The sequence below is a fragment of the Streptomyces sp. NPDC101110 genome, from assembly GCF_044759525.1.
In the GTDB taxonomy this organism is placed as follows: domain Bacteria; phylum Actinomycetota; class Actinomycetes; order Streptomycetales; family Streptomycetaceae; genus Streptomyces.
Window position 1 is genome coordinate 1 of the sequence record NZ_JBIVZM010000007.1, and the last position, 21,961, is coordinate 21,961.

Annotated in this window: 24 protein-coding genes; 14 read left to right on the forward strand and 10 right to left on the reverse strand. The window is 71.9% G+C overall.

The features are described 5' to 3' along the window. Nucleotides 1–106: 106 nt before the first annotated feature. Together ACIQU3_RS17920 and ACIQU3_RS17925 are read right to left on the reverse strand one after the other, a co-directional pair. Nucleotides 107–958 carry a tetratricopeptide repeat protein gene (locus tag ACIQU3_RS17920; RefSeq protein WP_403725390.1) on the reverse strand — a complete coding sequence of 284 codons (852 nt, stop codon included), beginning with the start codon at nt 956–958 and terminating at the stop codon, nt 107–109. A 30-nt stretch (nt 959–988) separates the two neighbouring features. Further along, on the reverse strand, nt 989–2,011 hold the full coding sequence (locus ACIQU3_RS17925) for a GNAT family N-acetyltransferase (RefSeq protein WP_403926172.1): 1,023 nt from the start codon (nt 2,009–2,011) through the stop codon (nt 989–991). Between the two features lie 140 nt (nt 2,012–2,151). Here ACIQU3_RS17925 and fdxA point away from each other — a divergent pair, with 140 nt between their 5' ends. Beyond that, nucleotides 2,152–2,472: a ferredoxin gene (gene fdxA, locus ACIQU3_RS17930; protein WP_003973842.1), complete on the forward strand. Its 321-nt coding sequence runs from the start codon at nt 2,152–2,154 to the stop codon at nt 2,470–2,472. Between the two features lie 120 nt (nt 2,473–2,592). Beyond that, nucleotides 2,593–3,684: a bifunctional succinyldiaminopimelate transaminase/glutamate-prephenate aminotransferase gene (locus ACIQU3_RS17935; RefSeq protein ID WP_403926175.1), complete on the forward strand. Its 1,092-nt coding sequence runs from the start codon at nt 2,593–2,595 to the stop codon at nt 3,682–3,684. A 118-nt stretch (nt 3,685–3,802) separates the two neighbouring features. Here the strand turns inward: ACIQU3_RS17935 and ACIQU3_RS17940 are convergent, their stop codons facing one another. Next, entirely contained in the window at nt 3,803–4,249 is a 447-nt protein-coding gene (locus ACIQU3_RS17940) for an ATP-binding protein (RefSeq protein ID WP_403725399.1), read from the reverse strand. A gap of 468 nt (nt 4,250–4,717) precedes the next feature. Then, entirely contained in the window at nt 4,718–5,635 is a 918-nt protein-coding gene (locus tag ACIQU3_RS17945) for a heavy metal transporter (RefSeq protein WP_403926178.1), read from the reverse strand. Between the two features lie 144 nt (nt 5,636–5,779). On the opposite strand from ACIQU3_RS17945, the gene dapE reads away from it, so the two are divergent. Both dapE and ACIQU3_RS17955 read left to right on the forward strand, forming a co-directional pair. Next, complete coding sequence (gene dapE, locus ACIQU3_RS17950) at nt 5,780–6,859, forward strand: succinyl-diaminopimelate desuccinylase (RefSeq protein WP_403926181.1); 1,080 nt, start codon at nt 5,780–5,782, stop codon at nt 6,857–6,859. A gap of 119 nt (nt 6,860–6,978) precedes the next feature. Further along, nucleotides 6,979–7,737, forward strand: a complete 759-nt coding sequence (locus tag ACIQU3_RS17955) for a TIGR00730 family Rossman fold protein (RefSeq protein ID WP_403725410.1) — start codon at nt 6,979–6,981, stop codon at nt 7,735–7,737. A gap of 83 nt (nt 7,738–7,820) precedes the next feature. Here the strand turns inward: ACIQU3_RS17955 and folP are convergent, their stop codons facing one another. After that, nucleotides 7,821–8,681, reverse strand: a complete 861-nt coding sequence (folP, locus tag ACIQU3_RS17960; protein WP_403926184.1) for a dihydropteroate synthase — start codon at nt 8,679–8,681, stop codon at nt 7,821–7,823. A gap of 142 nt (nt 8,682–8,823) precedes the next feature. Between folP and ACIQU3_RS17965 the strand changes: the two genes are divergently transcribed. Then, on the forward strand, nt 8,824–9,204 hold the full coding sequence (locus tag ACIQU3_RS17965) for a DivIVA domain-containing protein (RefSeq protein ID WP_403725419.1): 381 nt from the start codon (nt 8,824–8,826) through the stop codon (nt 9,202–9,204). Next, the gene (locus ACIQU3_RS17970) at nt 9,201–9,803 is read left to right on the forward strand and encodes a DNA-3-methyladenine glycosylase I (protein ID WP_403725426.1); all 603 of its coding nucleotides are present in this window, start codon (nt 9,201–9,203) and stop codon (nt 9,801–9,803) included. The genes ACIQU3_RS17965 and ACIQU3_RS17970 overlap by 4 nt, the downstream gene beginning before the upstream one ends. Nucleotides 9,804–9,874: 71 nt before the next feature. On the opposite strand, the gene ACIQU3_RS17975 is transcribed toward ACIQU3_RS17970, so the two are convergent. After that, the gene (locus ACIQU3_RS17975; protein ID WP_403725429.1) at nt 9,875–10,678 is read right to left on the reverse strand and encodes an enoyl-CoA hydratase/isomerase family protein; all 804 of its coding nucleotides are present in this window, start codon (nt 10,676–10,678) and stop codon (nt 9,875–9,877) included. 67 nt (nt 10,679–10,745) lie between these two features. On the opposite strand from ACIQU3_RS17975, the gene ACIQU3_RS17980 reads away from it, so the two are divergent. Together ACIQU3_RS17980 and ACIQU3_RS17985 are read left to right on the forward strand one after the other, a co-directional pair. After that, nucleotides 10,746–10,910 (forward strand): hypothetical protein, encoded by a 165-nt coding sequence (locus tag ACIQU3_RS17980; RefSeq protein WP_403725431.1) that lies wholly within the window; start codon nt 10,746–10,748, stop codon nt 10,908–10,910. A 153-nt stretch (nt 10,911–11,063) separates the two neighbouring features. Beyond that, nucleotides 11,064–11,231 (forward strand): DUF3117 domain-containing protein, encoded by a 168-nt coding sequence (locus tag ACIQU3_RS17985; RefSeq protein WP_003966491.1) that lies wholly within the window; start codon nt 11,064–11,066, stop codon nt 11,229–11,231. Between the two features lie 117 nt (nt 11,232–11,348). Here ACIQU3_RS17985 and ACIQU3_RS17990 read toward each other — a convergent pair whose 3' ends face one another. Then, nucleotides 11,349–12,047, reverse strand: a complete 699-nt coding sequence (locus ACIQU3_RS17990) for an O-methyltransferase (RefSeq protein WP_276616026.1) — start codon at nt 12,045–12,047, stop codon at nt 11,349–11,351. Between the two features lie 162 nt (nt 12,048–12,209). Here ACIQU3_RS17990 and sigE point away from each other — a divergent pair, with 162 nt between their 5' ends. The 5 genes from sigE to ACIQU3_RS18015 all read left to right on the forward strand — a co-directional run bounded on the left by sigE (nt 12,210) and on the right by ACIQU3_RS18015 (nt 17,793). Then, entirely contained in the window at nt 12,210–12,983 is a 774-nt protein-coding gene (gene sigE, locus ACIQU3_RS17995; RefSeq protein ID WP_344458630.1) for an RNA polymerase sigma factor SigE, read from the forward strand. Further along, a complete protein-coding gene (locus ACIQU3_RS18000; RefSeq protein WP_403926187.1) occupies nt 12,980–14,014 on the forward strand; it encodes an anti-sigma factor family protein in 1,035 nt (344 codons plus the stop codon). The genes sigE and ACIQU3_RS18000 overlap by 4 nt, the downstream gene beginning before the upstream one ends. 130 nt (nt 14,015–14,144) lie before the next feature. Then, entirely contained in the window at nt 14,145–16,235 is a 2,091-nt protein-coding gene (locus tag ACIQU3_RS18005) for a trypsin-like peptidase domain-containing protein (RefSeq protein ID WP_403926190.1), read from the forward strand. 217 nt (nt 16,236–16,452) lie between these two features. Further along, a complete protein-coding gene (locus ACIQU3_RS18010) occupies nt 16,453–16,893 on the forward strand; it encodes a sec-independent translocase (RefSeq protein WP_403725441.1) in 441 nt (146 codons plus the stop codon). Nucleotides 16,894–17,121: 228 nt separating this feature from the next. Further along, nucleotides 17,122–17,793: a hypothetical protein gene (locus ACIQU3_RS18015; protein WP_403725443.1), complete on the forward strand. Its 672-nt coding sequence runs from the start codon at nt 17,122–17,124 to the stop codon at nt 17,791–17,793. 137 nt (nt 17,794–17,930) lie between these two features. Here ACIQU3_RS18015 and ACIQU3_RS18020 read toward each other — a convergent pair whose 3' ends face one another. From ACIQU3_RS18020 to ACIQU3_RS18030, 3 genes are read right to left on the reverse strand one after another with little or no spacing between them, the layout of a single operon-like run. Next, nucleotides 17,931–19,064: an Mrp/NBP35 family ATP-binding protein gene (locus ACIQU3_RS18020; RefSeq protein ID WP_403725447.1), complete on the reverse strand. Its 1,134-nt coding sequence runs from the start codon at nt 19,062–19,064 to the stop codon at nt 17,931–17,933. A gap of 42 nt (nt 19,065–19,106) precedes the next feature. Further along, a complete protein-coding gene (locus ACIQU3_RS18025; protein WP_403725450.1) occupies nt 19,107–19,706 on the reverse strand; it encodes a DUF1003 domain-containing protein in 600 nt (199 codons plus the stop codon). Continuing rightward, a complete protein-coding gene (locus tag ACIQU3_RS18030; RefSeq protein WP_403725454.1) occupies nt 19,696–20,979 on the reverse strand; it encodes a magnesium transporter MgtE N-terminal domain-containing protein in 1,284 nt (427 codons plus the stop codon). Before ACIQU3_RS18030 ends, ACIQU3_RS18025 begins: the two co-directional genes overlap by 11 nt. A 222-nt stretch (nt 20,980–21,201) precedes the next feature. Between ACIQU3_RS18030 and ACIQU3_RS18035 the strand changes: the two genes are divergently transcribed. After that, a complete protein-coding gene (locus ACIQU3_RS18035) occupies nt 21,202–21,957 on the forward strand; it encodes a hypothetical protein (protein ID WP_403926193.1) in 756 nt (251 codons plus the stop codon). The last annotated feature ends 4 nt before the right edge of the window (nt 21,958–21,961 follow it).

Sequence of the window (21,961 nt, forward strand, 5' to 3'; positions counted from 1 at the left end):
TGTAGATGTCGCAATCCACACCGAACCCAGAAGGCCCTCACCTGTTCAAGCACCCAGCACGCGTGTCACCAACGTCCCGGGACAGCACACCTAGGGCGAGAAGACGTCAGTTGAGCATCGCCCTGGCCGCCAAGGCCTCCCCCCGCACCCGCTCCGCGGCCCCCTCGTCCACCGCCGAGACAACCTCCGCGTAGGCCTCCAACTCCAAGGCCCCACCGAGGAACTCCCCCCGCTGCACCAGCAGCTGCGCCCGCTCGTACCGCAACCGTGCCGGATGCGACGGCAGCAGCAACGACAACTCCACCGCCCACCACGCCACGTCCGACCGCTCGGGCCGGGCCGCCGCCCACGCCCGCACGTTGTTCAGGATCCGCAGCACCACGTCCAGCGGATCGGCCGGCCGCAGCATCGCCGGATCCAGCCGCGTCCCGGTCGCCCCCGCGACCAGCAACTCCGCGTCCGTCCCCGTCAGCACCCGCCCCCCGTCGAACGGATCCGCCAGCACCTGCCCCTCCTCGGGCCCGAACCCGACCACGAAGTGCCCCGGCAGGGCCACCCCGTACACCGGTGCCCCCGCCCGCCTGGCCACCTCCATCCACACCACGGACAGCAGGATCGGCAGCCCCCTGCGCCGCCCCAGCACCGCGTGCAGCAGCGACGACTCCAGACGCTGGTACTCACCCGGCGTGCCGTGGAACCCCATCCGCTCACCGAGCAGCTCCCGCAGGGCCACCGCCCACGCCCGCGGCCCGGCGGGCCGGTACGGCAGCAGCCCGGCCAGCCGGTCCAGCTCGACCTGCGCGGCGTCCAGGCCCGCCTCGTCCAGCTCCCGGTCCGCCTCCGCCCCCACCAGCAGGCACAGCGTCGACAGATCGGGCCGCTCGGAGCGGGCCTCCTCGGCGAACCGCCTCCGCAGCTCGGCGGAGCGTTCCGGGGACGGGGGATACGGGGGACGCATGACTGGCTCGTGCCCTCTCACGACGATCGGTTACCGGCCGTTTCCGCTGCCGCCGGCATCCGGCGCCCGGTAGTGGTGGTAGGCGTGGTGCGCGGCGAAGCCCATGCCGGTGTACAGCGCCCGTGCTCCCGCGTTGTCGGCCTCGACCTGGAGCCACGCGGCCGAGGCGCCCTCGTCGAGCGCCCTGCGGGCCAGGGCGGCCATCACAGCCGTCGCGAGACCCTGCCGGCGCAGCGCCGGATCGACCTCGACGGCGGCGAACCCGGCCCACCGCCCGTCCACGACGCACCGCCCGATGGCGGCCGGGGGCGCCCCCTCGACCGCCCCGGGCACGGTCGCGAACCACACCGACGGCCCGCTCGCGAGCACCCGCAGCGCCACCTCGCTGACGCCCTTGCGCCGGTACCGGGCCAGCCACCCCGCACCGGCCTCCCGGGACAGTACGACCCCGTCCGGGTCGCCCGCGTCGGCGATCGGCGCCAGCGGCCCGATCCACAGCTCGGCGGTCACCTCCCGCACCCAGCCCCGCCGCTCCAGCTCCGCGCAGAGCAGCTCCTGCGTGCCCTCGGCACCGGTCGCGGTCTGGACGTAGGCGGGCAGCCCGCGCTCGCCGTACCAGCGCCGTACGGCCACGAGCGCCTCGTCGAGCGGCACGCCCGGCGCGCCCAGCGGCAGCACCGAGTTGGCCCGCCGGGTGAATCCCGAGGCGGACCGCAGTTCCCACTCGCCGAGCCGTTCGCTCTCCACGGGCCGCCAGGCCCGCGCGGCGACCCGGGCCAGCTCCTCGTACGAGGCGGCCGGACCACGGCGACGCGCCGGTGCGGACGGCACGGTCTTGCCCGCGACCAGCGCGGATTCCGCGATTCGGACGCTCTCGCCGCTCTTGCGTGTGATGAGCAGCACACCGTTGTCCCATGATGTGAGAACACCGACCGTGTCGGTGAACTTCTCACGCGGAGCCTCATGTTCGATCAAGCTCCGCACCGAGACGCGTTTGCCCACGTCAGCAGCGGTGATACGGACCTCGAGTCGCCCGGCGGCAGAGATTTCCACAGGTCAGTTCACCCCTCCTGTTCGGATCATGCCCAGGAACGGAGATACTAGGGGCGGGCATCGACGACGCCGCGCTCCCGCGCGCCAGGCGGCGGAGCCTGAGGAGGCCCGCCAGCGCCCTATCGAGGAGGAACGACAGCGTGACCTACGTCATCGCGCAGCCTTGTGTCGACGTCAAGGACAAGGCGTGCATCGAGGAGTGCCCGGTCGACTGCATCTACGAGGGCCAGCGGTCCTTGTACATCCACCCGGACGAATGCGTCGACTGTGGTGCCTGTGAGCCGGTCTGCCCGGTCGAGGCGATCTTCTACGAGGACGACACTCCCGAGGAGTGGAAGGACTACTACAAGGCGAACGTCGAGTTCTTCGACGAGCTCGGTTCGCCGGGCGGCGCCAGCAAGCTGGGGCTGATCGAGCGCGACCACCCCTTCGTCGCCGCGCTGCCGCCGCAGAACCAGTAAGAGCGGCCCGCACTCCGTGCCGCCTCGGTCCCGTACGGCCCGATCAGCCCGCTGATCGCCGTACGGGGCCGAGGCGTTTGCCGTGACCGGCTCGTACGTGCCAGAAAGTGAGCCAGACCCGTGTCCGCAGTCTCCGACCGCTTGCCCACCTTCCCCTGGGACAAGCTGACCCCGTACAAGGCCACGGCCGCCGCCCACCCCAACGGCATCGTCGACCTGTCCGTCGGCACCCCGGTCGACCCGGTGCCCGAGCTGATCCAGAAAGCGCTGGTGGCCGCCGCCGACGCGCCGGGCTACCCGACCGTCTGGGGCACGCCCGAGCTGCGCGACGCGATCACCGGCTGGGTGGAGCGGCGTCTCGGCGCCCGGGATGTCACGCACCACCACGTGCTGCCGATCGTCGGCTCCAAGGAACTCGTCGCCTGGCTCCCGACCCAGCTGGGTCTGGGCCCCGGCGACCGGGTGGCCTTCCCGCGTCTGGCCTACCCGACGTACGAGGTCGGCGCACGACTGGCCCGTGCCGCGTACGAGGCGTACGACGACCCGACGGAGCTGGACCCCGAGGGCCTGAAGCTGCTCTGGCTGAACTCCCCGTCGAACCCCACCGGCAAGGTCCTCTCCAAGGAGGAGCTGACCCGGATCGTCGCCTGGGCCCGCTCGCACGGCATCCTGCTCGTCTCCGACGAGTGCTACCTGGAGCTGGGCTGGGAGGCCGACCCGGTCTCGGTGCTGCACCCGGACGTCAACGGCGGCTCGTACGACGGCATCGTCTCCGTCCACTCCCTCTCCAAGCGCTCGAACCTCGCGGGCTACCGTGCGGCCTTCCTGGCCGGTGACCCGGCGGTCCTCGGCCCGCTGCTGGAGATCCGCAAGCACGGCGGCATGATGACGTCGGCCCCGACGCAGGCGGCGGTGATCGCGGCCCTCGGCGACGACGACCACGTGCGTGTCCAGCGCGAGCGCTACGCGTCCCGCCGTGAGCTGCTGCGCGAGGCCCTGGTCACCCACGGCTTCCGCATCGAGCACAGCGAGGCCAGCCTCTACCTGTGGGCCACCAGGGGCGAGTCCTGCTGGGACACGGTGGACCACCTCGCCAAGCGCGGCATCCTCGTGGCCCCCGGCGACTTCTACGGCCCGGCGGGCGCGGAGTTCGTCCGGGTGGCGCTGACGGCGACGGACGAGAGGGTGGCCGCGGCCGTCCAGCGTCTGTGAGCGCCGCCGAGCACACCGTTGGGGTCCAGGTAAAAGGCTCCCTGGACCCGCCGCCGAGCACACCGATGGGGTCCAGGGAAAGCTCCCTGGACCCCATCGGCGTCTTGGTGCGGGCGGATCAGCCGACCGGCAGGCTCTGCACCGGCAGCGAGTCCGCGGACGGCACGCCGCCCTTGGCCAGGGAGTCCGTCGGCAGACCGCCCTGGGCCGAACCGGCGGTGTCGCCGACGAGCTGACCTGCGGAGCCGGCCGCGTCACCGGCCGCCTTCTGCGCGACGGGCGTGGTCTTCTTGACCTCCTTGCCGCCGGTCTTGCCCGCGGAGGACACCGCGTTCTTGACGGTCTTGCCGCCGGTCTCACCGGCGGACCCGGTGACCTCCTGCGTCGTGCCGTCGACGGTGTTGCCGACGTTCGCCCCGTCCAGGGCGGACAGGCCACCGAGGTTCGGGGTGGCGGGCAGCTCGGGGGCCGCGCTGGCGGAGCCGGCCGCACCGACCCCGGCAGCCGCTCCCGCAGCGACGATCAGCGCGGCACGGGCGATACGGCGGGTCAGGGGGAGGGACATGGTGCTCCTTCGACGGGAGAGAACAGTGAGCTTGGTGAAAGGTCCGACCGGGTCCGGCAGTTGATCGACCGGCTGTCGATCTCCCCGGCTCGGACGCAGTGACTACCGCTCGAAGCCCGCGAAGGTTGCGGCGCCGCAATGTAAAGAGTTGGCAATGCGTCGCATATTCGACTGCGGATGAAAACGGTCAAAGAGGCATCCGTCGAAGCCCCGCCGAATCCTTACCGCCCTGTGTTCCCAAGGGATCCCGGTCTCCCGGGTGAGGGTGCGAAAACCTGCGCACACCCTTGCCACCGGGCCGTGCGGCTAATCCCCGCGGGTGACCTCCCGTACCCCTGCGCGATCCAGTGCCGCGGCAGGCAAGGTTCGCCCCGTCGCGGCGTCCGGCACGCCCTCTCGCCGCACCGGCCAAAGCCCAAGTACGGCCGGTACTGGCCAAACGTTGCCTGCCGCGGCACTGCCGCGGCACTAGCCCATCGTGACGATGCGGACGGCGGCCGCGTCCCGCTCCGCGCCCGCGGTGCCCTTCGCCGCGGGATCCCGCCACTGGCTGGCGGTGTTCCCGGCGATCCACTCGCGCCCCGCGTAGGTGACCCGCGCGATGTGCAGCTCCGAGGCGTTGGCCACGGCCCAGTGCGCCAGCTGCCAGCCGCGCCGGTCCAGGTTCCGCCCGGCCGCCGCCTTGCTGTCGGCGGTCACCGGCAGCGTCACGGTCCGCCCCCCGGCCCCGTCCGCGGCGCCCGGGGACGGCGTGGGCGCGGCCGTCGCGCCGCCCACCTCGGCTCCGGCCGGCGCCAGCACATCGCGCCCGAAGTCCCGCACGAGCGCGGCACGCACCCCGTCCGGACCCGAGGCCCGGGTCGCGGCCGGGCGGCCCTCACAGGTCAGCGTGGCCGCGGACTGCCCGGTCAGGGCCGCGGCCAGCAGCGCGGCGTCCGGCTCGTGCTTGGCGTAGGCCTGCGGGAAGCCACTGCGCTGCACGCGCTGCGCGGCGACGGTGAGCGGCAGGCGGGTGTAGCCGGGCACCTTGACCAGATGGTCGTAGAACTCACCGGCCGAGTAGGTCGGGTCCATGATCTCCTTCGGTGTTCCCCAGCCCTGCGAGGGCCGCTGCTGGAACAGGCCGAGGGAGTCCCGGTCGCCGTGCTTGATGTTGCGCAGGGCGGATTCCTGAAGCGCGGTCGCCAGCGCGATGGTGACGGCCCGCTCGGGCAGCCCGCGCGCGGTGCCCACGGCGGTGATCGTCGCCGCGTTCACCCCCTGCTCGGGTGTGAACTCGTACGACGCTCCGTCGCCCTTGCCGGAGACCACCTTGCAGCCCGGTCCTCCCGAGCCCCCGGTGATGTACTGCACGACGAGGTAACCGGCGACCGCGAGCAGGGCCATGAAGGCGGCTCCGCATCGGAAGAGGCGGCCACGACGCTTGGGAGAGGACGACTCTGGCACGCCGTACAAGGTACTGGAGAGTACGGAGTGGTATGGGCCGGGTGGGAAGAGTGGGGCGGGGCCTGGCGCGTTAGGGTCGACGGCATGGCCGACACCTCGCTTGACCTCACGCTGGACGCCGCGGAGCTCACCGCCCGGCTCGTCGACTTCCGTTCCGAGAGCGGTACCGAGAAGCCGCTCGCGGACGCGATCGAGGCCGCGCTGCGGGCGCTGCCCCACCTGACGGTCGAGCGGTACGGCAACAACGTCGTGGCCCGCACGGACCTCGGCCGCTCGGAGCGGGTGATCCTGGCCGGCCACATCGACACCGTCCCCGTGGCGGACAACGTCCCCTCCCGGCTCGACGAGGACGGCGTCCTGTGGGGCTGCGGCACCTGTGACATGAAGTCCGGCGTCGCGGTCCAGCTGCGCATCGCGGCCACGGTGCCCGCTCCAAACCGCGACCTGACCTTCGTCTTCTACGACAACGAGGAGGTCGCCGCGGAGCTGAACGGCCTCAAGCACGTCTCCGAGGCGCACCCCGAGTGGCTGGAGGGAGACTTCGCGGTGCTCCTGGAGCCGTCCGACGGCCAGGTCGAGGGCGGCTGCCAGGGAACGCTGCGGGTGCTGCTGAAGACCACGGGCGAGCGGGCCCACTCGGCGCGCGGCTGGATGGGCTCCAACGCGATCCACGCCGCGGCCCCGATCCTGGCCCGCCTGGCCTCCTACGAACCCCGCCGGCCGGTCATCGACGGCCTGGAGTACCGCGAGGGCCTCAACGCCGTGGGGATCAGCGGGGGAGTGGCCGGCAACGTGATCCCCGACGAGTGCGTCGTCACCGTCAACTTCCGCTACGCGCCCGACCGCACACCCGAGGAGGCCGTCGCACACGTCCGTGAGGTCTTCGCGGACTGCGGCGTGCAGGATTTCGAGGTCGTCGACCACAGCGGCGCGGCGATGCCCGGGCTGTCCCACCCTGCGGCCAAGGCGTTCATCGAGGCGGTCGGCGGTACCCCGATGCCGAAGTACGGCTGGACCGACGTCTCCCGCTTCTCCGCGCTCGGCGTCCCCGCCGTCAACTATGGCCCCGGCAACCCCCACTTGGCGCACAAGCGGGACGAGCGCGTGGACGTCGCCAAGATCCTCGCGGGCGAGGAGCGCCTGCGGAACTGGCTGACCGCCTGAGCCCGCCCGGCACCCCAGGGGTTTACGCCGCTGCATCGCGGACATGCTCACGTCCCTCGTTCGTAACCCGCGTAGATCTACGCTGAGGTGGAAAGACAGGCACGACGGAGGGAGCGCACATGGCGACCGGCAACCCCGAGGGGAAGAAGCAGCCGCCGGAGGAGAAGCGCCTGGGCCCGGTCCTCCAGAGGCGGGACCAGGTGCAGGCCAGCACCACCGACCAGCGGCTGCTGGACGAGCGGGCCCCCTCCGACTGGGTCCACACCGACCCCTGGCGCGTGCTGCGCATCCAGTCGGAGTTCATCGAGGGCTTCGGCACGCTGGCCGAACTGCCTCCCGCGATCAGTGTCTTCGGATCGGCCCGTACGCCCGCCGACTCACCCGAGTACGAGGCCGGCGTCCGGCTGGGCCGGGGCCTGGTCGACGCGGGCTTCGCGGTCATCACGGGCGGCGGGCCGGGCGCGATGGAGGCGGCCAACAAGGGCGCCCTGGAGGCGAAGGGCATGTCGGTCGGCCTCGGTATCGAGCTGCCGTTCGAGCAGGGCCTGAACCCGTATGTCGACATCGGGCTCAACTTCCGCTACTTCTTCGTCCGGAAGATGATGTTCGTCAAGTACGCCCAGGGCTTCGTGGTCCTGCCGGGCGGTCTCGGCACCCTCGACGAACTCTTCGAGGCCCTCACCCTGGTCCAGACCCAGAAGGTCACCCGGTTCCCGATCGTCCTCTTCGGCACCGACTACTGGGGCGGTCTGGTCGACTGGCTCCGCGACACGGTGATCGCCCAGGGCAAGGCGGCGGAGAAGGACCTGCTGCTGTTCCATGTGACGGACGACGTGGACGAGGCGGTGGCCCTGGTGTCGAAGGAGGCGGGGCGGTAGGGGCCTTACGAGCCCAGCCTCCTGTCGGGCGGCGGGTGGGCAAGGGCCGGGGCTCCAGGGGGCGGAGCCCCCTGGTACCTCGGTCAGGCCAGCCCGCGCCGCGCCACCGCAGGGGCCCGATGCCCCGCAATCGTCGCCACCATCTCCAGCACCTGCCGCGTCTCGGCGACCTCGTGCACCCGGTACACCTGCGCCCCCAGCCACGCGGACACCGCCGTCGTCGCCAGCGTCCCCACGACCCGTTCCTTCACGGGCCGGTCCAGCGTCTCCCCGACGAAGTCCTTGTTGGACAGCGACACCAGCACCGGCCACCCCGTGGCGACCATCTCGTCCAGCCGCCGTGTCGCCTCCAGGCTGTGCCGGGTGTTCTTCCCGAAGTCGTGGCCCGGGTCGATCATGATCGACTCCCGCGGCACCCCCAGCGCGAGCGCCCGCTCGGCCAGCCCGACCGTCACGTCAAGGATGTCCGCCATGACATCGTCGTACTCGATCCGGTGCGGCCGTGTCCGCGGCTCAGCCCCGCCCGCGTGCGTGCACACCAGCCCCACCCGGTACCGCGCCGCGACCTCCGCCAGCCCCGGATCGACCCCGCCCCACGCGTCGTTCAGCAGATCGGCCCCGGCCTCGCACACGGCCGCGCCGACCTCGGCCCGCCAGGTGTCCACGCTGATGATCACGTCCGGGAACCGCCGCCGCACCTCCGCGACGAACCCGACCGTCCGCCGGGCCTCCTCCTCGGCCGTGACCTCCTCGCCCGGACCGGCCTTGACCCCGCCGATGTCGATGATCGCGGCACCCTCGGCCACCGCCCGCTCCACCCGCGCGAGGGCCGGCTCGTCGCGGAAGGTGGCGCCCTGGTCGTAGAAGGAGTCCGGGGTGCGGTTCACGATCGCCATGATCACCGGCTCGTGCGTTCCGAATTCCCGCTTGCCCAGCCTGAGCATCCCCTGTGACCTTTCCTGGTACGTCCCGTCTTCCGCCGCCTGCGACCCTAACCGGCGCGCTCGCATGGCACGATCGGAGCCTGACACATCCGACTCGGAGGACGTCCGCAGCGTCCGATCCATCCGCCGTGGGGGCCCCGCGATGGTTATGTTCCTGTTCCTGGTCGTCGCGCTCGCCGTCGTGGTCGCCGCGGTGACGCTCGCCGTGGTGGGCGGCGGCGAGAACGCCCCGCTGCCCGAGGCGGTGCCCGAGCGGCTGCGGGATCCGCTGCCCCCGGACCGGCCGGTCGACCGCGCGGACATCGAGGGACTCCGCTTCCCGCTCGCCGCCCGCGGCTACCGCATGGCCGACGTGGACGACGCCCTGAGCCGCCTGGGCGCCGAGCTCGCCGAGCGCGACGCCCGCATCACCGACCTGGAGTCCGCCCTGGCCGGTGCCCGGTCGGCCAACCACGGGCCGGTGCGCCCGGCCGGGGAGAACCACGTCTCCATGGACAAGCCGCGGCAGGAGGACCGGCCGTGAGCGACGGCGCCGCCCTGGCCGGCCCGGACGGCGCACTGCGCTGCCCCTGGGCCCTGTCCGCCCCCGAGTACATCGCCTATCACGACGAGGAGTGGGGCCGCCCCGTCCACGGCGACGACGCGCTCTTCGAGCGGCTCAGCCTGGAGGCCTTCCAGTCCGGTCTGTCATGGATCACCATCCTGCGCCGCCGCCCCGGCTTCCGCGCCGCCTTCGCCGACTTCAAGATCGCTGCGGTGGCCGCGTTCACCGACGAGGACCGCGAGCGCCTCCTGGCCGACGCGGGCATCATCCGCAACCGCGCCAAGATCGACGCGACCCTCGCCAACGCGCGTGCGCTGACCGAATGGTCACCGGGCGAACTGGACGAACTGATCTGGTCCCACGCCCCCGACCCGGCCGGCCGGCCGGCCCCGAAGACCCTGTCCGAGGTCCCGCCGATCACTCCGGAGTCGACGGCCCTGTCCAAGGCCCTGAAGAAACGGGGCCTGCGGTTCGTCGGCCCGACGACGGCGTACGCCTTGATGCAGGCGTGCGGCCTGGTCGACGATCACCTGGAAACCTGCACAGCGAGAAGGGCCCCCCAAGGGGCGCGGGGCTGAGTCGATGTGCGGCTGCGGTGCGTGGGGGCGCGACCAGCCCACGCACCCGCAGACCGCTCAGGGCCCCGAGCTCAGCGGCCCAGATACTTCGGCTTCTCCTTGTTGACGAAGGCCTGCACCGCGATCGCGTGGTCCTCGGAGGAGCCGGCCCGGGTCTGGAGCTCGTCCTCCTTCTCCAGGGCCTCCTCCAGGGAGTGCGTCAGCCCGAAAGCCACCGACTCCTTCAGGGCCGCGTATGCCACCGTCGGCCCCCCGGCCAGCGCCCGTGCCACCTTCTCGGCCTCCGCGCGCAGCTCACCGGCCGGTACCAGCCGGTTGGCGATGCCCAGCTCGTACGCCTCCTGCGCGCTGATGCTCCGCGGGAAGAGCAGCAGGTCGGTGGCGCGGCCCGGGCCGATCACCCGCGGCAGCGTCCAGGAGATCCCCGAGTCCGCGGTCAGCGCCACACCGGCGAACGAGGTGTTGAACGCCGCGGTGTCCGCCACGATCCGGTAGTCCGCGGCGAGCGCGAAGCCGAAGCCCGCCCCGGCCGCGACGCCGTTCACGGCGGCCACGACCGGCTTCGCCGCCCCCGCCAGGGCCCGCACGATGGGGTTGTAGTGGTCCCGTACGGTGCTCATGGTCTGCCCCGAGCCGGTCTCCCGGTCCTGGACCAGCAGCCCGATGTGCTCCTTCAGGTCCTGCCCGACGCAGAACGCCCGGTCCCCGGCGGCGGTCAGCAGCACCGCCCGCACGGCGTCGTCGCCCGCCGCCGACTCGACCGCCTCCCGCAGGGCGACCTTGGTCGCCACGTTCAGCGCGTTCATCGCCTCCGGGCGGTTCAGCGTGATCGTCGCGAGTCCGTCGCTCACCTCGTAGAGCACGGTGTCGGCCATGGCGTATCCCCTCCGGGTCGCGGAACGGGGACGTACCGGCCGGTACGCCCCGGGTCTGCAGGACAGCATGACGGAGATCGCGGGCGAGGAAACGGACCGGACGTGTGACCTGCGTCAAACAATTCTCGTCCGGATCGGTTCAGCGGAAGTGTGTGCGGTGGCGGAGTATCGCAGTCTCATCGCCGAATTGAGTGGTTTTGCTCGCGTGCGTTGCCCAAGCGATGCCGACTGATGTTGGTCATCGGGTCCTGAGATGCGGGATAATGGCCTGGAAGCAATGTGTTCGATGCCGGTGTCGCGTGTCCTGCCACAAGGGCCGCACGTGTGCCCTTCTCAGGGGCCGTCGGCTTTGACGATGAGCTGGGTTTCAGGAAGGGGAACGAGCATGGCGGCCATGAAGCCGCGAACGGGTGATGGCCCGCTCGAGGTGACCAAGGAGGGGCGGGGCATCGTCATGCGCGTTCCGCTCGAAGGCGGCGGGCGGCTCGTCGTCGAGCTGACCCCTGACGAGGCCGACGCGCTCGGCGACGCCCTCAAGAAGGTCGTCGGCTGACGCGCAAGCGACCATACCCTTTCAGTTGCCCCGGCATCACCTGTGGTGCCGGGGCAACTGTTTTCCCGCCGCTGACACGCGGCTGCCCGCCTCCCGCTCCGCTGACGTACGACCCGGCTAGCGTTTCACCGCGCACAAAAGCCCGTCGCCCACCGGGAGCAGGGACGGCACCAGTTCCTGGCTCTCGCGCACCGCGCGCAGCAGCTCCCGCAGCCGCAGCACCTCCGTGGGCTGGGGCCCGGAGTCCACCGTCCGGCCGTTGGCGAAGGCGCCCTCGAAGACGACCAGCCCGCCGGTGCGCAGCAGACGCAACGATTCGGCGAGGTAGTCCATGACCTCCAGGCGGTCACCGTCGCAGAAGACCAGGTCGTAACCGGCGTCCGCGAGGCGGGGCAGCACGTCCAGGGCCCGGCCCGGGATGAAGCGGGCCCGGTTGCTGGCGAACCCGGAGGCGCGGAAGGCCTGCCGGGCGAACTGCTGGTGCTCCGGCTCGGGGTCCACGGTCGTCAGGACACCGTCCGGCCGCATACCGTGCAGGAGGTGGATCCCGGAGACACCGCAGCCCGTCCCGATCTCCGCGACGGCCTTCGCGTCGACCGACGCGGCCAGCAACCGCAGCGCGGCGCCCGTGCCGGGCGTCACCGAGCGCAACCCTGCCTCGCGGGCCCGGTCCCGGGCCCATTGCAGCGTTTCGTCCTCGGCGACATAGGCGTCGGCGAACGCCCAGCTCGTCTGCCGGTTGCCGGTAATGACCCTCTCCTGTCCCCGTGAATGCCTGGGCGTGACTGTATCCGTTGGGCACGGGAACCCGCAGATGGGACCGGTCGTTTAAAGGGATGAGCAAGTGGCACGGGTCGTGACGGGGGGCAGGCAGTGGATCGGGGCGCCGAGCAAGTGCCGACGCAGCAGTACGAGGCGTATCAGCACAGATCAAATTCTCGTAAAACCGCTTATCCGGTCCTAACGGGCGAGGTGGCTATGGTAGGGGCTCCACTGGACACCACCAGAGCTGACAGGGGAGGTGCGGCTGCGCCTGTGGATCGCGGAGGAGTGCTCCGGCGCTTCCTCGGACCGGCGGGCAGGCCGACATCTGTGAACGACACCGCTGCTGACCACAGTCACGCCGCTGACTTCGCCCAGACCGCGACTTTCACCACCGACGCGGACGGGCAGGCGTGGACTCCGCCCACGTGGGAGGAGATCGTCAGCACGCACAGCGGCCGGGTCTACCGGCTCGCCTACCGCCTGACCGGCAACCAGCACGACGCGGAGGACCTCACGCAGGAGGTCTTCGTCCGCGTCTTCCGCTCCCTGTCGACCTACACGCCGGGCACCTTCGAGGGCTGGCTGCACCGCATCACCACGAACCTGTTCCTGGACATGGTCCGCCGTAAGCAGCGCATCCGCTTCGACGCGCTCGGCGAGGACGCTGCCGAGCGCCTGCCGAGCAAGGAGCCCACACCGCAGCAGATCTTCAACGACGCGCACTTCGACGCGGACGTTCAGCAGGCCCTCGACACCCTCGCCCCCGAGTTCCGCGCCGCGGTCGTCCTGTGCGACATCGAAGGCCTGTCCTACGAGGAGATCGCCGCGACCCTCGGCGTCAAGCTCGGCACGGTCCGCTCCCGGATCCACCGCGGTCGCTCCCAGCTGCGCAAGGCTCTCGCGCACCGCTCCCCGGAGGCGCGCGCCGAGCGCCGTTCCTTCGTGCCCCGTGTTCCCGCCCTGGGAGGAGGGGGCGCGAGCGCGTGAGCGGATCTCGGCCGAAAGCCTCCGAGGGTCACCTCGCAGAGCAGCATCTGGGAGACCGACTCTCCGCCCTGGTGGACGGAGAGCTCGGTCATGACGCGCGTGAGCGCGTACTGGCGCACGTGGCCACCTGCCCGAAGTGCAAGGCGGAGGTGGACGCCCAGCGCCGGCTGAAGAACGTCTTCGCGGAGGCGGCCCCGCCGCCCCCTTCCGAGAGTTTCCTGGCCCGCCTGCAGGGACTACCCGCGGGCGGCGGCCCGGACGGTGATGTGACACCGCCGGGCGGGGGAGGCCTGCCCGGCGGGCTGTCCGGACGCTTCGGATCGTCCGGGGCCTTCGGAGTGAAGCGCGGCGAGCGCTTCGACTTCGGGTACGCACCCTCTCGTCCGCACCTGCCCGTGTCCCCGGGGGGACGCGGGAGCCTCCCCTCCGACGCCGGCGGCCCGCTCTCGGGTCACGGGGGCCTCCCTTCCGGGAGAGGCTTCCGCATCCACGACGTCGGCCGGCCCGACGGCGACCGGTCCTCCTCCCGGCTGCGGTTCGCGTTCGTGGCCGCCGGTGCGGTGTCCCTGGCCGCGATCGCCCTGGGCGGCGTCACGGGCGGCACCCCTACCGACGTGGAGGCCCGCGGAGGCCAGGGCGCGGGGAGCAACGTGACACCCATGCGGACCCAGGGCACCGGCGCCGTGACACCACCCGAATCCCAGCGTCGCCGGACGGCGCCGCTGCTCGGGCAGGTGCACGGCGAGAGCCTGCTGGGCCGCGCGCCGGTCGCCCCCACCGAGGTATCGGCCCCGCTGCTGCCCGGGGTGCCGTCCGCCGCCCGGCACCACGCGTTGCACGCGCTGACCGCCCCGGTGGTCGCGGGTGCCGCCGTCATGTCCCCGTTGATACGCCCGCTCGAGGCGGCCACTCCGGCCGCCCTGACCTCGTGGTCCGCGGTCCCCGAGATCACGGCTCCCCTGCTGGCCGTGCCCCTCGCGGACCCGACCTCGTCCCCCTCTTCACCCGCCTCCCCGCGTACGGCTCACTGACCGGCCTCTGCGCACCGGTCCGCGAACCTGATTGAATCCGGGGGTTGTCGCCGCGGCCGAGGTGTGGCCGGGCGCCGGTTCGAGGAACTGCGGCCAACGCGACGAGCCGTGCCGCGGCTGTGGGGAGAGCATGAACGAGGGGAAGCCCACGAAAGCGAAGTGGTGGAGCCGTCCGCGGCCGCAGCACCTGCCAGGGGAGCCGGAGGGGACGGACCCGCGCGTGGCGGAGAGCCGCGGCGTGCCGGACGACCAGGTCATGGCGGAGGGTCAGGGCGTGGCGGACGGTCCGGCCAGCACGGAGGTCCCGGCCGTGGAGGGCCAGGGCGTGGGCGGTCCGCGCAACGCGCAGTCGGCCCGGGCGAACCGGTCCGGCGCCTCCGACGGGGACTTCGAGCTGCCGCGTCCCGCGCCCCGGCCCGATCAGGACGGCGACTACGAGCTGAGGCGTCCCGAGGCGCTTCCGGCCGGGGCCGAGGACGACTCCGCCGAGCCGACCCATGGGCAGGCGACGACGGATGAGGCCGTGGTCGGAGGCACTGCGCAGGCCGTTGCCCCGGCTCCCGCCGGGTCGGCGCACGGGGCGGTGACGACGGATGACGGTCTGGTCTCGGGCGCTGCGCAGGCCGTTGCCCCGGTCCCCGCCGCCCGGCGATCGGACCAGGACGTCCCCGTCGCCGCCGCCTCATCCGCCACGCCACCGCAAGAAGCTCCCAAGCCGCTGCACGACCCCGACCCGTACAGCACCCCGCCTTACGGCGAACCAGGTCCCTGGGCGCCGGCGCCGCCCGTCCAGCACCCGGCGACCCCGGCGCAGGGAGTGGCGCTGCCGGGGCAACCGGCCGTGCCGTCGGCGCAGGGCACGCCGCCCACCCCGGCACCCGGGGGGCCGTCCCCCGCAGCGCACCCCACCGCCGCTCACGGGCCGGCCGAGACACCGCCCCCCGGCACTCCCGGCGCCCCCGCACCCGCGCCGCACTACGCCGACGCCTCGGTACCCGCCCCGGCCCCCGACCCCTGGCAGCGCTACGACCCCTGGGCGGCCCCCGCCGTCGCCGGGGGACAAGGACCTCTCCAGCAGAACGGCGCCGCCGTGCTCAGCACGGAGCAGCGGCGCAGGCGGGGCAGGAAGTCCCTGGTGCTCGGTGCCGTACTGCTCGCGGTCGTGTCCGGGGGCATCGGCGGCGCCGTCGGGACGTACCTGGAGCGCAACGGCGGCGTCGGGACCCTCGAACTGCCGCAGGCCGGAAAGGAGGCCACCGCGCGGGACGCGGACAGTGTGGCCGGGATCGCCGGGCGGGCCCTGCCCAGCGTGGTCACCCTGCATGTCAGCGGCGCCGGTGAGCAGGGCACCGGCACCGGCTTCGTGCTCGACACCCGCGGACACATCCTCACCAACAACCACGTCGTGCAGCCCGCCGGCTCGGGCGGCGAGATCACCGTGACCTTCAACGGAGGGCAGACCGCCAAGGCCGAGGTCATCGGCCGGGACAGCGGCTACGACCTCGCCGTCGTCAAGGTGAAGGGCGTCAGCGGACTCACCCCGCTGCCCCTCGGCAACTCCGACAACGTGCAGGTCGGCGACCCCGTCGTGGCCATCGGGGCCCCCTTCGACCTGGCCGGCACCGTCACCTCCGGCATCATCAGCGCCAAGCAGCGGCCCATCACGGCCGGCGGTGAGAAGGGCGACGGCAGCGACGTGTCCTACGTCGACGCGCTGCAGACCGACGCGCCCATCAACCCCGGCAACTCCGGCGGGCCTCTGCTCGACGCCCGGGCCCGGGTCATCGGCATCAACTCGGCCATCCGCTCGGCGGAGAGCGGCTCCGGGCAGGACAGCGGCCGGGCCGGTTCGATAGGCCTCGGCTTCGCCATACCGATCAACCAGGGCAAACGCGTCGCCGAAGAGCTGATCAACACCGGGAAGGCGACCCACCCGGTCATCGGCATCACCCTGGACATGGAGTACACGGGCGACGGTGCCCGCGTTGCCGCCGAGGGCAGCGGGCGCGGCGCGCCGGTCACCCCCGGCGGCCCGGGAGCCAAGGCCGGGATCAAGGCGGGTGACGTCATCACCGAGGTCGACGGCCTGCGGGTGCACTCCGGCGAGGAACTGATCGTCAAGACCCGGGCGCACCGCCCCGGCGACCGGCTGGAACTGACCGTCGAGCGTGGTGGCAAGGAGCGGAAGATCTCGCTCGTCCTCGGATCGTCGGGTGGCTGAGACATGAGGCCCGTGGCGCGCGGATTCACTGCAACAGGCCCCACAAGGGACCGACAAGGCAAACAATCGGGAAAGCGCTCCCACCTCCCGCACTCGGAGGTCCCGGGACAGTACCGGTCGGACAGGATCGCCGGGTACCGTGGATCCGGCCCGGACCACGGCAAGACCCGCACCGACCACGAGGGCCGAGGACCGAGGACATCGCAAGGAGCTTCAGGTGTTCAATGACATAGGACCACTCGAGCTGGTGACGCTCGTCGTCCTCGCCGTGCTCGTCTTCGGTCCGGACAAGCTCCCCAAGGTCATCCAGGACGTGACGCGCACCATCCGGAAGATCCGTGAGTTCTCGGAGAGCGCCAAGAACGACATCCGGCAGGAACTGGGCCCGGAGTTCAAGGACTTCGAGTTCGAGGACCTCAACCCCAAGACGTTCATCCGCAAGCAGCTGGACAACGAGGATCTGGGCCTCAAGGAGATCCGCAACGGCTTCGACCTGAAGAAGGAGATGGCCGAGGTCACCGACGCCGTCCACAGCCGTGACTCCGACACGTCCTCGGCTTCCTCCACCGGTTCGTCCGGCGGCCGTGTCGACATGATGAAGAAGCCCGAGACGTCCGCTCCGGACGACCGGCCGCCCTTCGACGCGGACGCCACCTGAGCGACACTCCCCGGGGGGTGCACGCCCCCGGCGCGTGACGCGTTTCATACTCCGGTCGGGCTGTGTACGGCCTGAACCGGGCGCCCGTGCGGCCCAGGCGCCGGGCGGTTTCCCTGCTGCTCGCAGCGGTGTGGCTATGCTGCCGAGTTGTTGTGCGGACCGTGACGAGTACGCCCGAAGGGGGGCGGGCCGTTCCGGTCCGACTAGAGCGAGGAGGCGTCCGGGCACATGGAGACGACGAGTCAGGCAGTCGCGCAGACGCCGGCCGCGGAGGATGGACAACAGGTCACCTCCGCCCGGCGTGCGGTCGACGGCTACCTGCGTGCGCCCTTCCCCTGGTACGGCCTCGACGAGGCCTTCACGGGACCGCGCTGGCTGATGCAGGTCGGTACGACGGCCGACGGGACCGTGGAACACGGGTCGATCGGACACGGCGACGAGCCCTCGGTGCGCAACGAGTACGCCGCCGGGGGCGATCAGGAATCCAAGGAGAGGTTCGCGGTCGTCGTGACCGTGGCCGCGAACCCCTCACGCCGTACGGCGGACGGCACGGGACTGCTGGAGGCCACGTCGGTGTCGTCCGCGGCGTGGCTCGCGGGCGTCGGGCTGCTGTCCTTCACCTGGCCCGGCCAGATGGACCACGCGCTGCGGGACGACTGGCTGGATCAGCAGACCGAGACCGCGTGGGTGCTGGCGGACGACCTCGACGGGGCCGACTGGTCCACGCTGTCGCTTCCCGTGGACGGGGTGCCGACGGAGTTCCACTACCGGGAGTCCGAGTTCGGGTGGGTGCTGGCCGGGTCCACCTCGTCGGGGGTTCACGTCGGGGCCTACGGCCGGGGCATGAGCGCGTACGGGCTCGGCTTCTCCGTGGTCAAGGACATCGCCGCGTACGCATGAGTTCCGGGGCGCCGTGGGATTTCGGCGCCCCTTCGCCGTAGAGGTTCCCGTGTGCGGGCGGCTGCGGGCCGTCGATGGCCGATCGCGCAGTTCCCCGCGCCCCCAAGAAGGGGGCGCTGAGCCCACCGGCGTTCAGATCAGAACTTGTTCCGCGGGGTGATCCCCAGGGACAGGCCCGACAGGCCGCGCTGCCGTCCGCCCAGCTTGCCCGCGATCGCCCGCAGGGCCGCACCCGCCGGGGAGTCCGGGTCCGTGAGGACGACCGGCTTGCCCTCGTCGCCGCCCTCGCGCAGGCGGACGTCGATCGGGATGCTGCCGAGGACCGGGACGTTCGCGCCGGTCGTGCGCGTCAGGCCGTCGGCGACCAGCTGGCCCCCGCCCGTGCCGAACACGTCGACCATCTCGTCGCAGTGCGGGCAGGGCAGGCCGGACATGTTCTCGACCACGCCGACGATCTTCTGGTGGGTCTGCACGGCGATGGAGCCCGCCCGCTCGGCGACCTCGGCCGCCGCCTGCTGCGGGGTCGTCACGACCAGGATCTCGGCGTTCGGGACCAGCTGGGCGACGGAGATCGCGATGTCGCCGGTGCCGGGCGGCAGGTCCAGGAGCAGGACGTCCAGGTCGCCCCAGTAGACGTCAGCGAGGAACTGCTGGAGGGCGCGGTGGAGCATCGGGCCGCGCCAGACGACCGGGGCGTTGCCCGGCGTGAACATGCCGATGGAGATGACCTTCACGCCGTTCGCCGACGGCGGCATGATCATGTTCTCGACCTGGGTCGGACGCCCGTCGGCGCCCAGCATCCGCGGCACGGAGTGGCCGTAGATGTCGGCGTCGACGACACCGACCTTGAGCCCGTCGGCCGCCATCGCCGCGGCCAGGTTGACCGTCACCGAGGACTTGCCGACGCCGCCCTTGCCGGAGGCGACCGCGTAGACACGCGTCAGGCTGCCCGGCTTGGCGAACGGCACCTCGCGCTCGGTCTGGCCGCCGCGCAGGGCGGACGCCAGCTCGCGGCGCTGCTCGTCGCTCATCACGTCGAGCGTGACGTCGACGCGGGTCACGCCCTCGACCGCGGAGACCGCGTCGGTCACGCGCTGGGTGATCGTGTCCCGCATCGGGCAGCCCGAGACCGTGAGGTACACGGTGACCGCGACCGCCCCGTCCGCGCCGATCTCCACGGACTTGACCATCCCGAGTTCGGTGATGGGCTTGTGGATCTCGGGGTCGTTCACCGTCGCCAGTGCCTCGCGCACCGCGTCTTCCGTAGCCATAGGACGATGGTACGGCGCTGTACCGGTGCGTAGGAAAGCGTCTCAGCGGTCGTCTGCGTCACGTCCCCCTGACCGTTCCGCCGGGAATACGACGGGGTCGTGACGGTGGCCGTTCTGCCGTTCCTCCATCTCCTTGACCATGTCCTGCAGCTCCGAGCGGATCCAGTCGCGGGTGGCCACCTCGCCCAGGCCGATGCGCAGGGCGGCGATCTCGCGCGTCAGGTACTCGGTGTCGGCGATCGACCGCTCGTTCTGCTTGCGGTCCTGCTCCAGGTTGACCCGGTCCCGGTCGTCCTGCCGGTTCTGCGCGAGCAGGATCAGCGGGGCGGCGTAGGAGGCCTGGAGGGACAGCATCAGGGTCAGGAAGATGAACGGGTACTCGTCGAACCGCAGGTGGCCGGGGGCGAGGCTGTTCCACACGACCCACAGGATGATGACGACCGTCATCCAGACGATGAACCGCCCGGTGCCCAGGAAGCGCGCGATGCGCTCCGACAACCGCCCGAAGGCCTCCGGGTCGTACTCGGGCAGGAACCGGCGCCGGCGCGGCAGCGGCTGGTCGAGGCGGGTGGTGCGGGGCCGGGAGGCGGCCGTGGCGCCCGCCGGCGTGCGCTCGCGCAGGCTCTCGCGCTCAGGAGCCATCGGTCGCCGCCTCCTCGTCCAGGTGGAACTCCTGCTCCCGCCAGTCCTCCGGGAGCATGTGGTCGAGCACGTCGTCCACGGTGACCGCGCCCAGCAGCGATCCGGCCTCGTCGACGACGGGCGCCGCGACCATGTCGTACGTGGCGAAGAACCCGGCGATGGCCGGCAGCTCGGCCTCCGGGTCGAGCGGCTGCAGATCGGTGTCCACGATCGAGCTGACCAGGGACGGCGGCGGTTCGCGCAGGAGGCGCTGGAAGTGGACCGTGCCCAGGTACTTGCCGGTCGGCGTCTCGTCCGGGGGACGGCAGACGTAGACCTGGGCGGCGAGGGCGGGGGAGAGGTCACGGTTGCGGACCCGGGCGAGCGCGTCGGCGACGGTGGCGTCCGGGCGCAGCACGATCGGCTCGGTGGTCATCAGACCACCCGCCGTGCGGTCCTCGTACGACATCAGGCGCCGCATGTCGGCCGCGTCGCCGGGCTGCATCAGGCTCAGCAGCCGCTCCTGCTCGTCCGTCGGCAGCTCGCCCAGCAGGTCGGCCGCGTCGTCGGGGTCCATGGCCTCCAGGACGTCGGCCGCGCGCTCCTCCTTGAGCTTGCCGAGGATCTCGATCTGGTCGTCCTCCGGCAGCTCCTCCAGCACATCGGCGAGCCGGTCGTCGTCGAGGGCGGCGGCGACCTCGGCCCGGCGCTTGGGGGAGAGGTGGTGCAGGACGTTGGCCAGGTCGGCGGGGCGCAGCTGCTCGAAGGTGGCGAGCAGGTTCTCCGCGCCCTGCCCCTGCTCCTCCAGGGAGAAGCCGGTGACGGCGGTCCACTCGACGGTCAGCGCCTCGCCCTTGGCCCGGCGGAAGGCGCTGGCCTTCCTGCCCTTGCGGACGAAGACCCGGTCGATCTCCCACTCCCGGCGGGCGGGCAGCTGATGCACCGACAGGTCGAGGACGGTGACCTCCTCGCCGGTCTCGGTGAGCGTCACGCGCCGGTCCAGCAGCTCCCCGAAGACCAGCCGCTCGGTGGGCCGCTGCTCGAAACGCCGGACATTGAGCACACCGGTGGTGATGATCTGGCCGGACTGGATGGCCGTGACCCGGGTCATCGGCAGGAAGATACGGCGGCGGGTGGCGAGTTCGACGACCAGGCCGAGCAGCCTCGGCGGTCGCTGTCCCACCCGCAGCATGACGACCAGATCGCGCACCCGCCCCACCTGGTCGCCGGCTGGGTCGAAGACGGCGACACCTTGGAGGTGCGATACGAAGATCCGGGGGGCGCCCGCTGCCATGGCCGCGGCTCCTTTTCGTGCGGGGTGGTTCGTGGCTGTCTGAGTGGCTGTCTTTGTGCCTGTGTCTTCCGAATTGCCCGCTCGGGTGGGCTTCAGGCTAGCCCGTCCTGATCGGTGACGCGTCGGCGGCCGGTCCGGACGGACTGGCTCCGATCCGCCCGTACGACCCCGGTACCCTGCGGTACGCCGTTCAGGTCTCCCGTCAGAGAGGCAGCCCCACCTGTGACTCCGATTCGCCAGAGCCGTGGCCGCAGCGCCGCACTCGCGAGCGCCACGTGCGCCCTGCTCGTGACGGGAACGGTGCTCACCGGCTGCGCGGAGGATCCGAACGAGGGCACCAACGGGGTGGGCAGACTCCCCGCCGCCAAGATCCAGGGCAAGACCCGGTCGGCCGCCGAGTCCGCCGGGGCGGTCCGGGTGCACGGCAACGTCGTCAGCGGCGGGCGGACGTACACGCTCGACATGCGGCTGAAGGACGAGGGCGGCGACGGTTCGGTCACCACGAAGGGCGCGACGTTCAAGCTGCTGCGCATCGGCGAGCAGCTCTACGTCAAGGCGGACGCCGAGTTCTGGACTCACGGCAGCGGCCAGGAGGAGGGCGGCAAGGCGGACGCGGCGGCGGCCTCCAAACTCGACGGCAAGTTCGTGAAGGTGCCGCAGGGCGACCCCGCGTACAAGAAGTTCAGCGGTTTCACGGACAAGGGCCTCCTCCTCGACGGTCTGCTGACCCTGCACGGGACGCTCGCTGCGGACGGCCACGACGAGGAGGCGGGCGTCCGCACCATCCGCGTCACCGGTGACAAGGGCTCCGGCGGCACCCTGGAGGTCTCCCTCGAGGGCAAGCCGTACCCGCTGCGCCTGGAACGGGCCGGCAGGGCGGGCACCCTCACGTTCTCCGCCTGGGGCGAGGACTTCTCGCTCAGGGAGCCGGAGCGGAACGAGACGGTCGACTACGGCAAGCAGCTGCCGTCGTCGTAGGCCG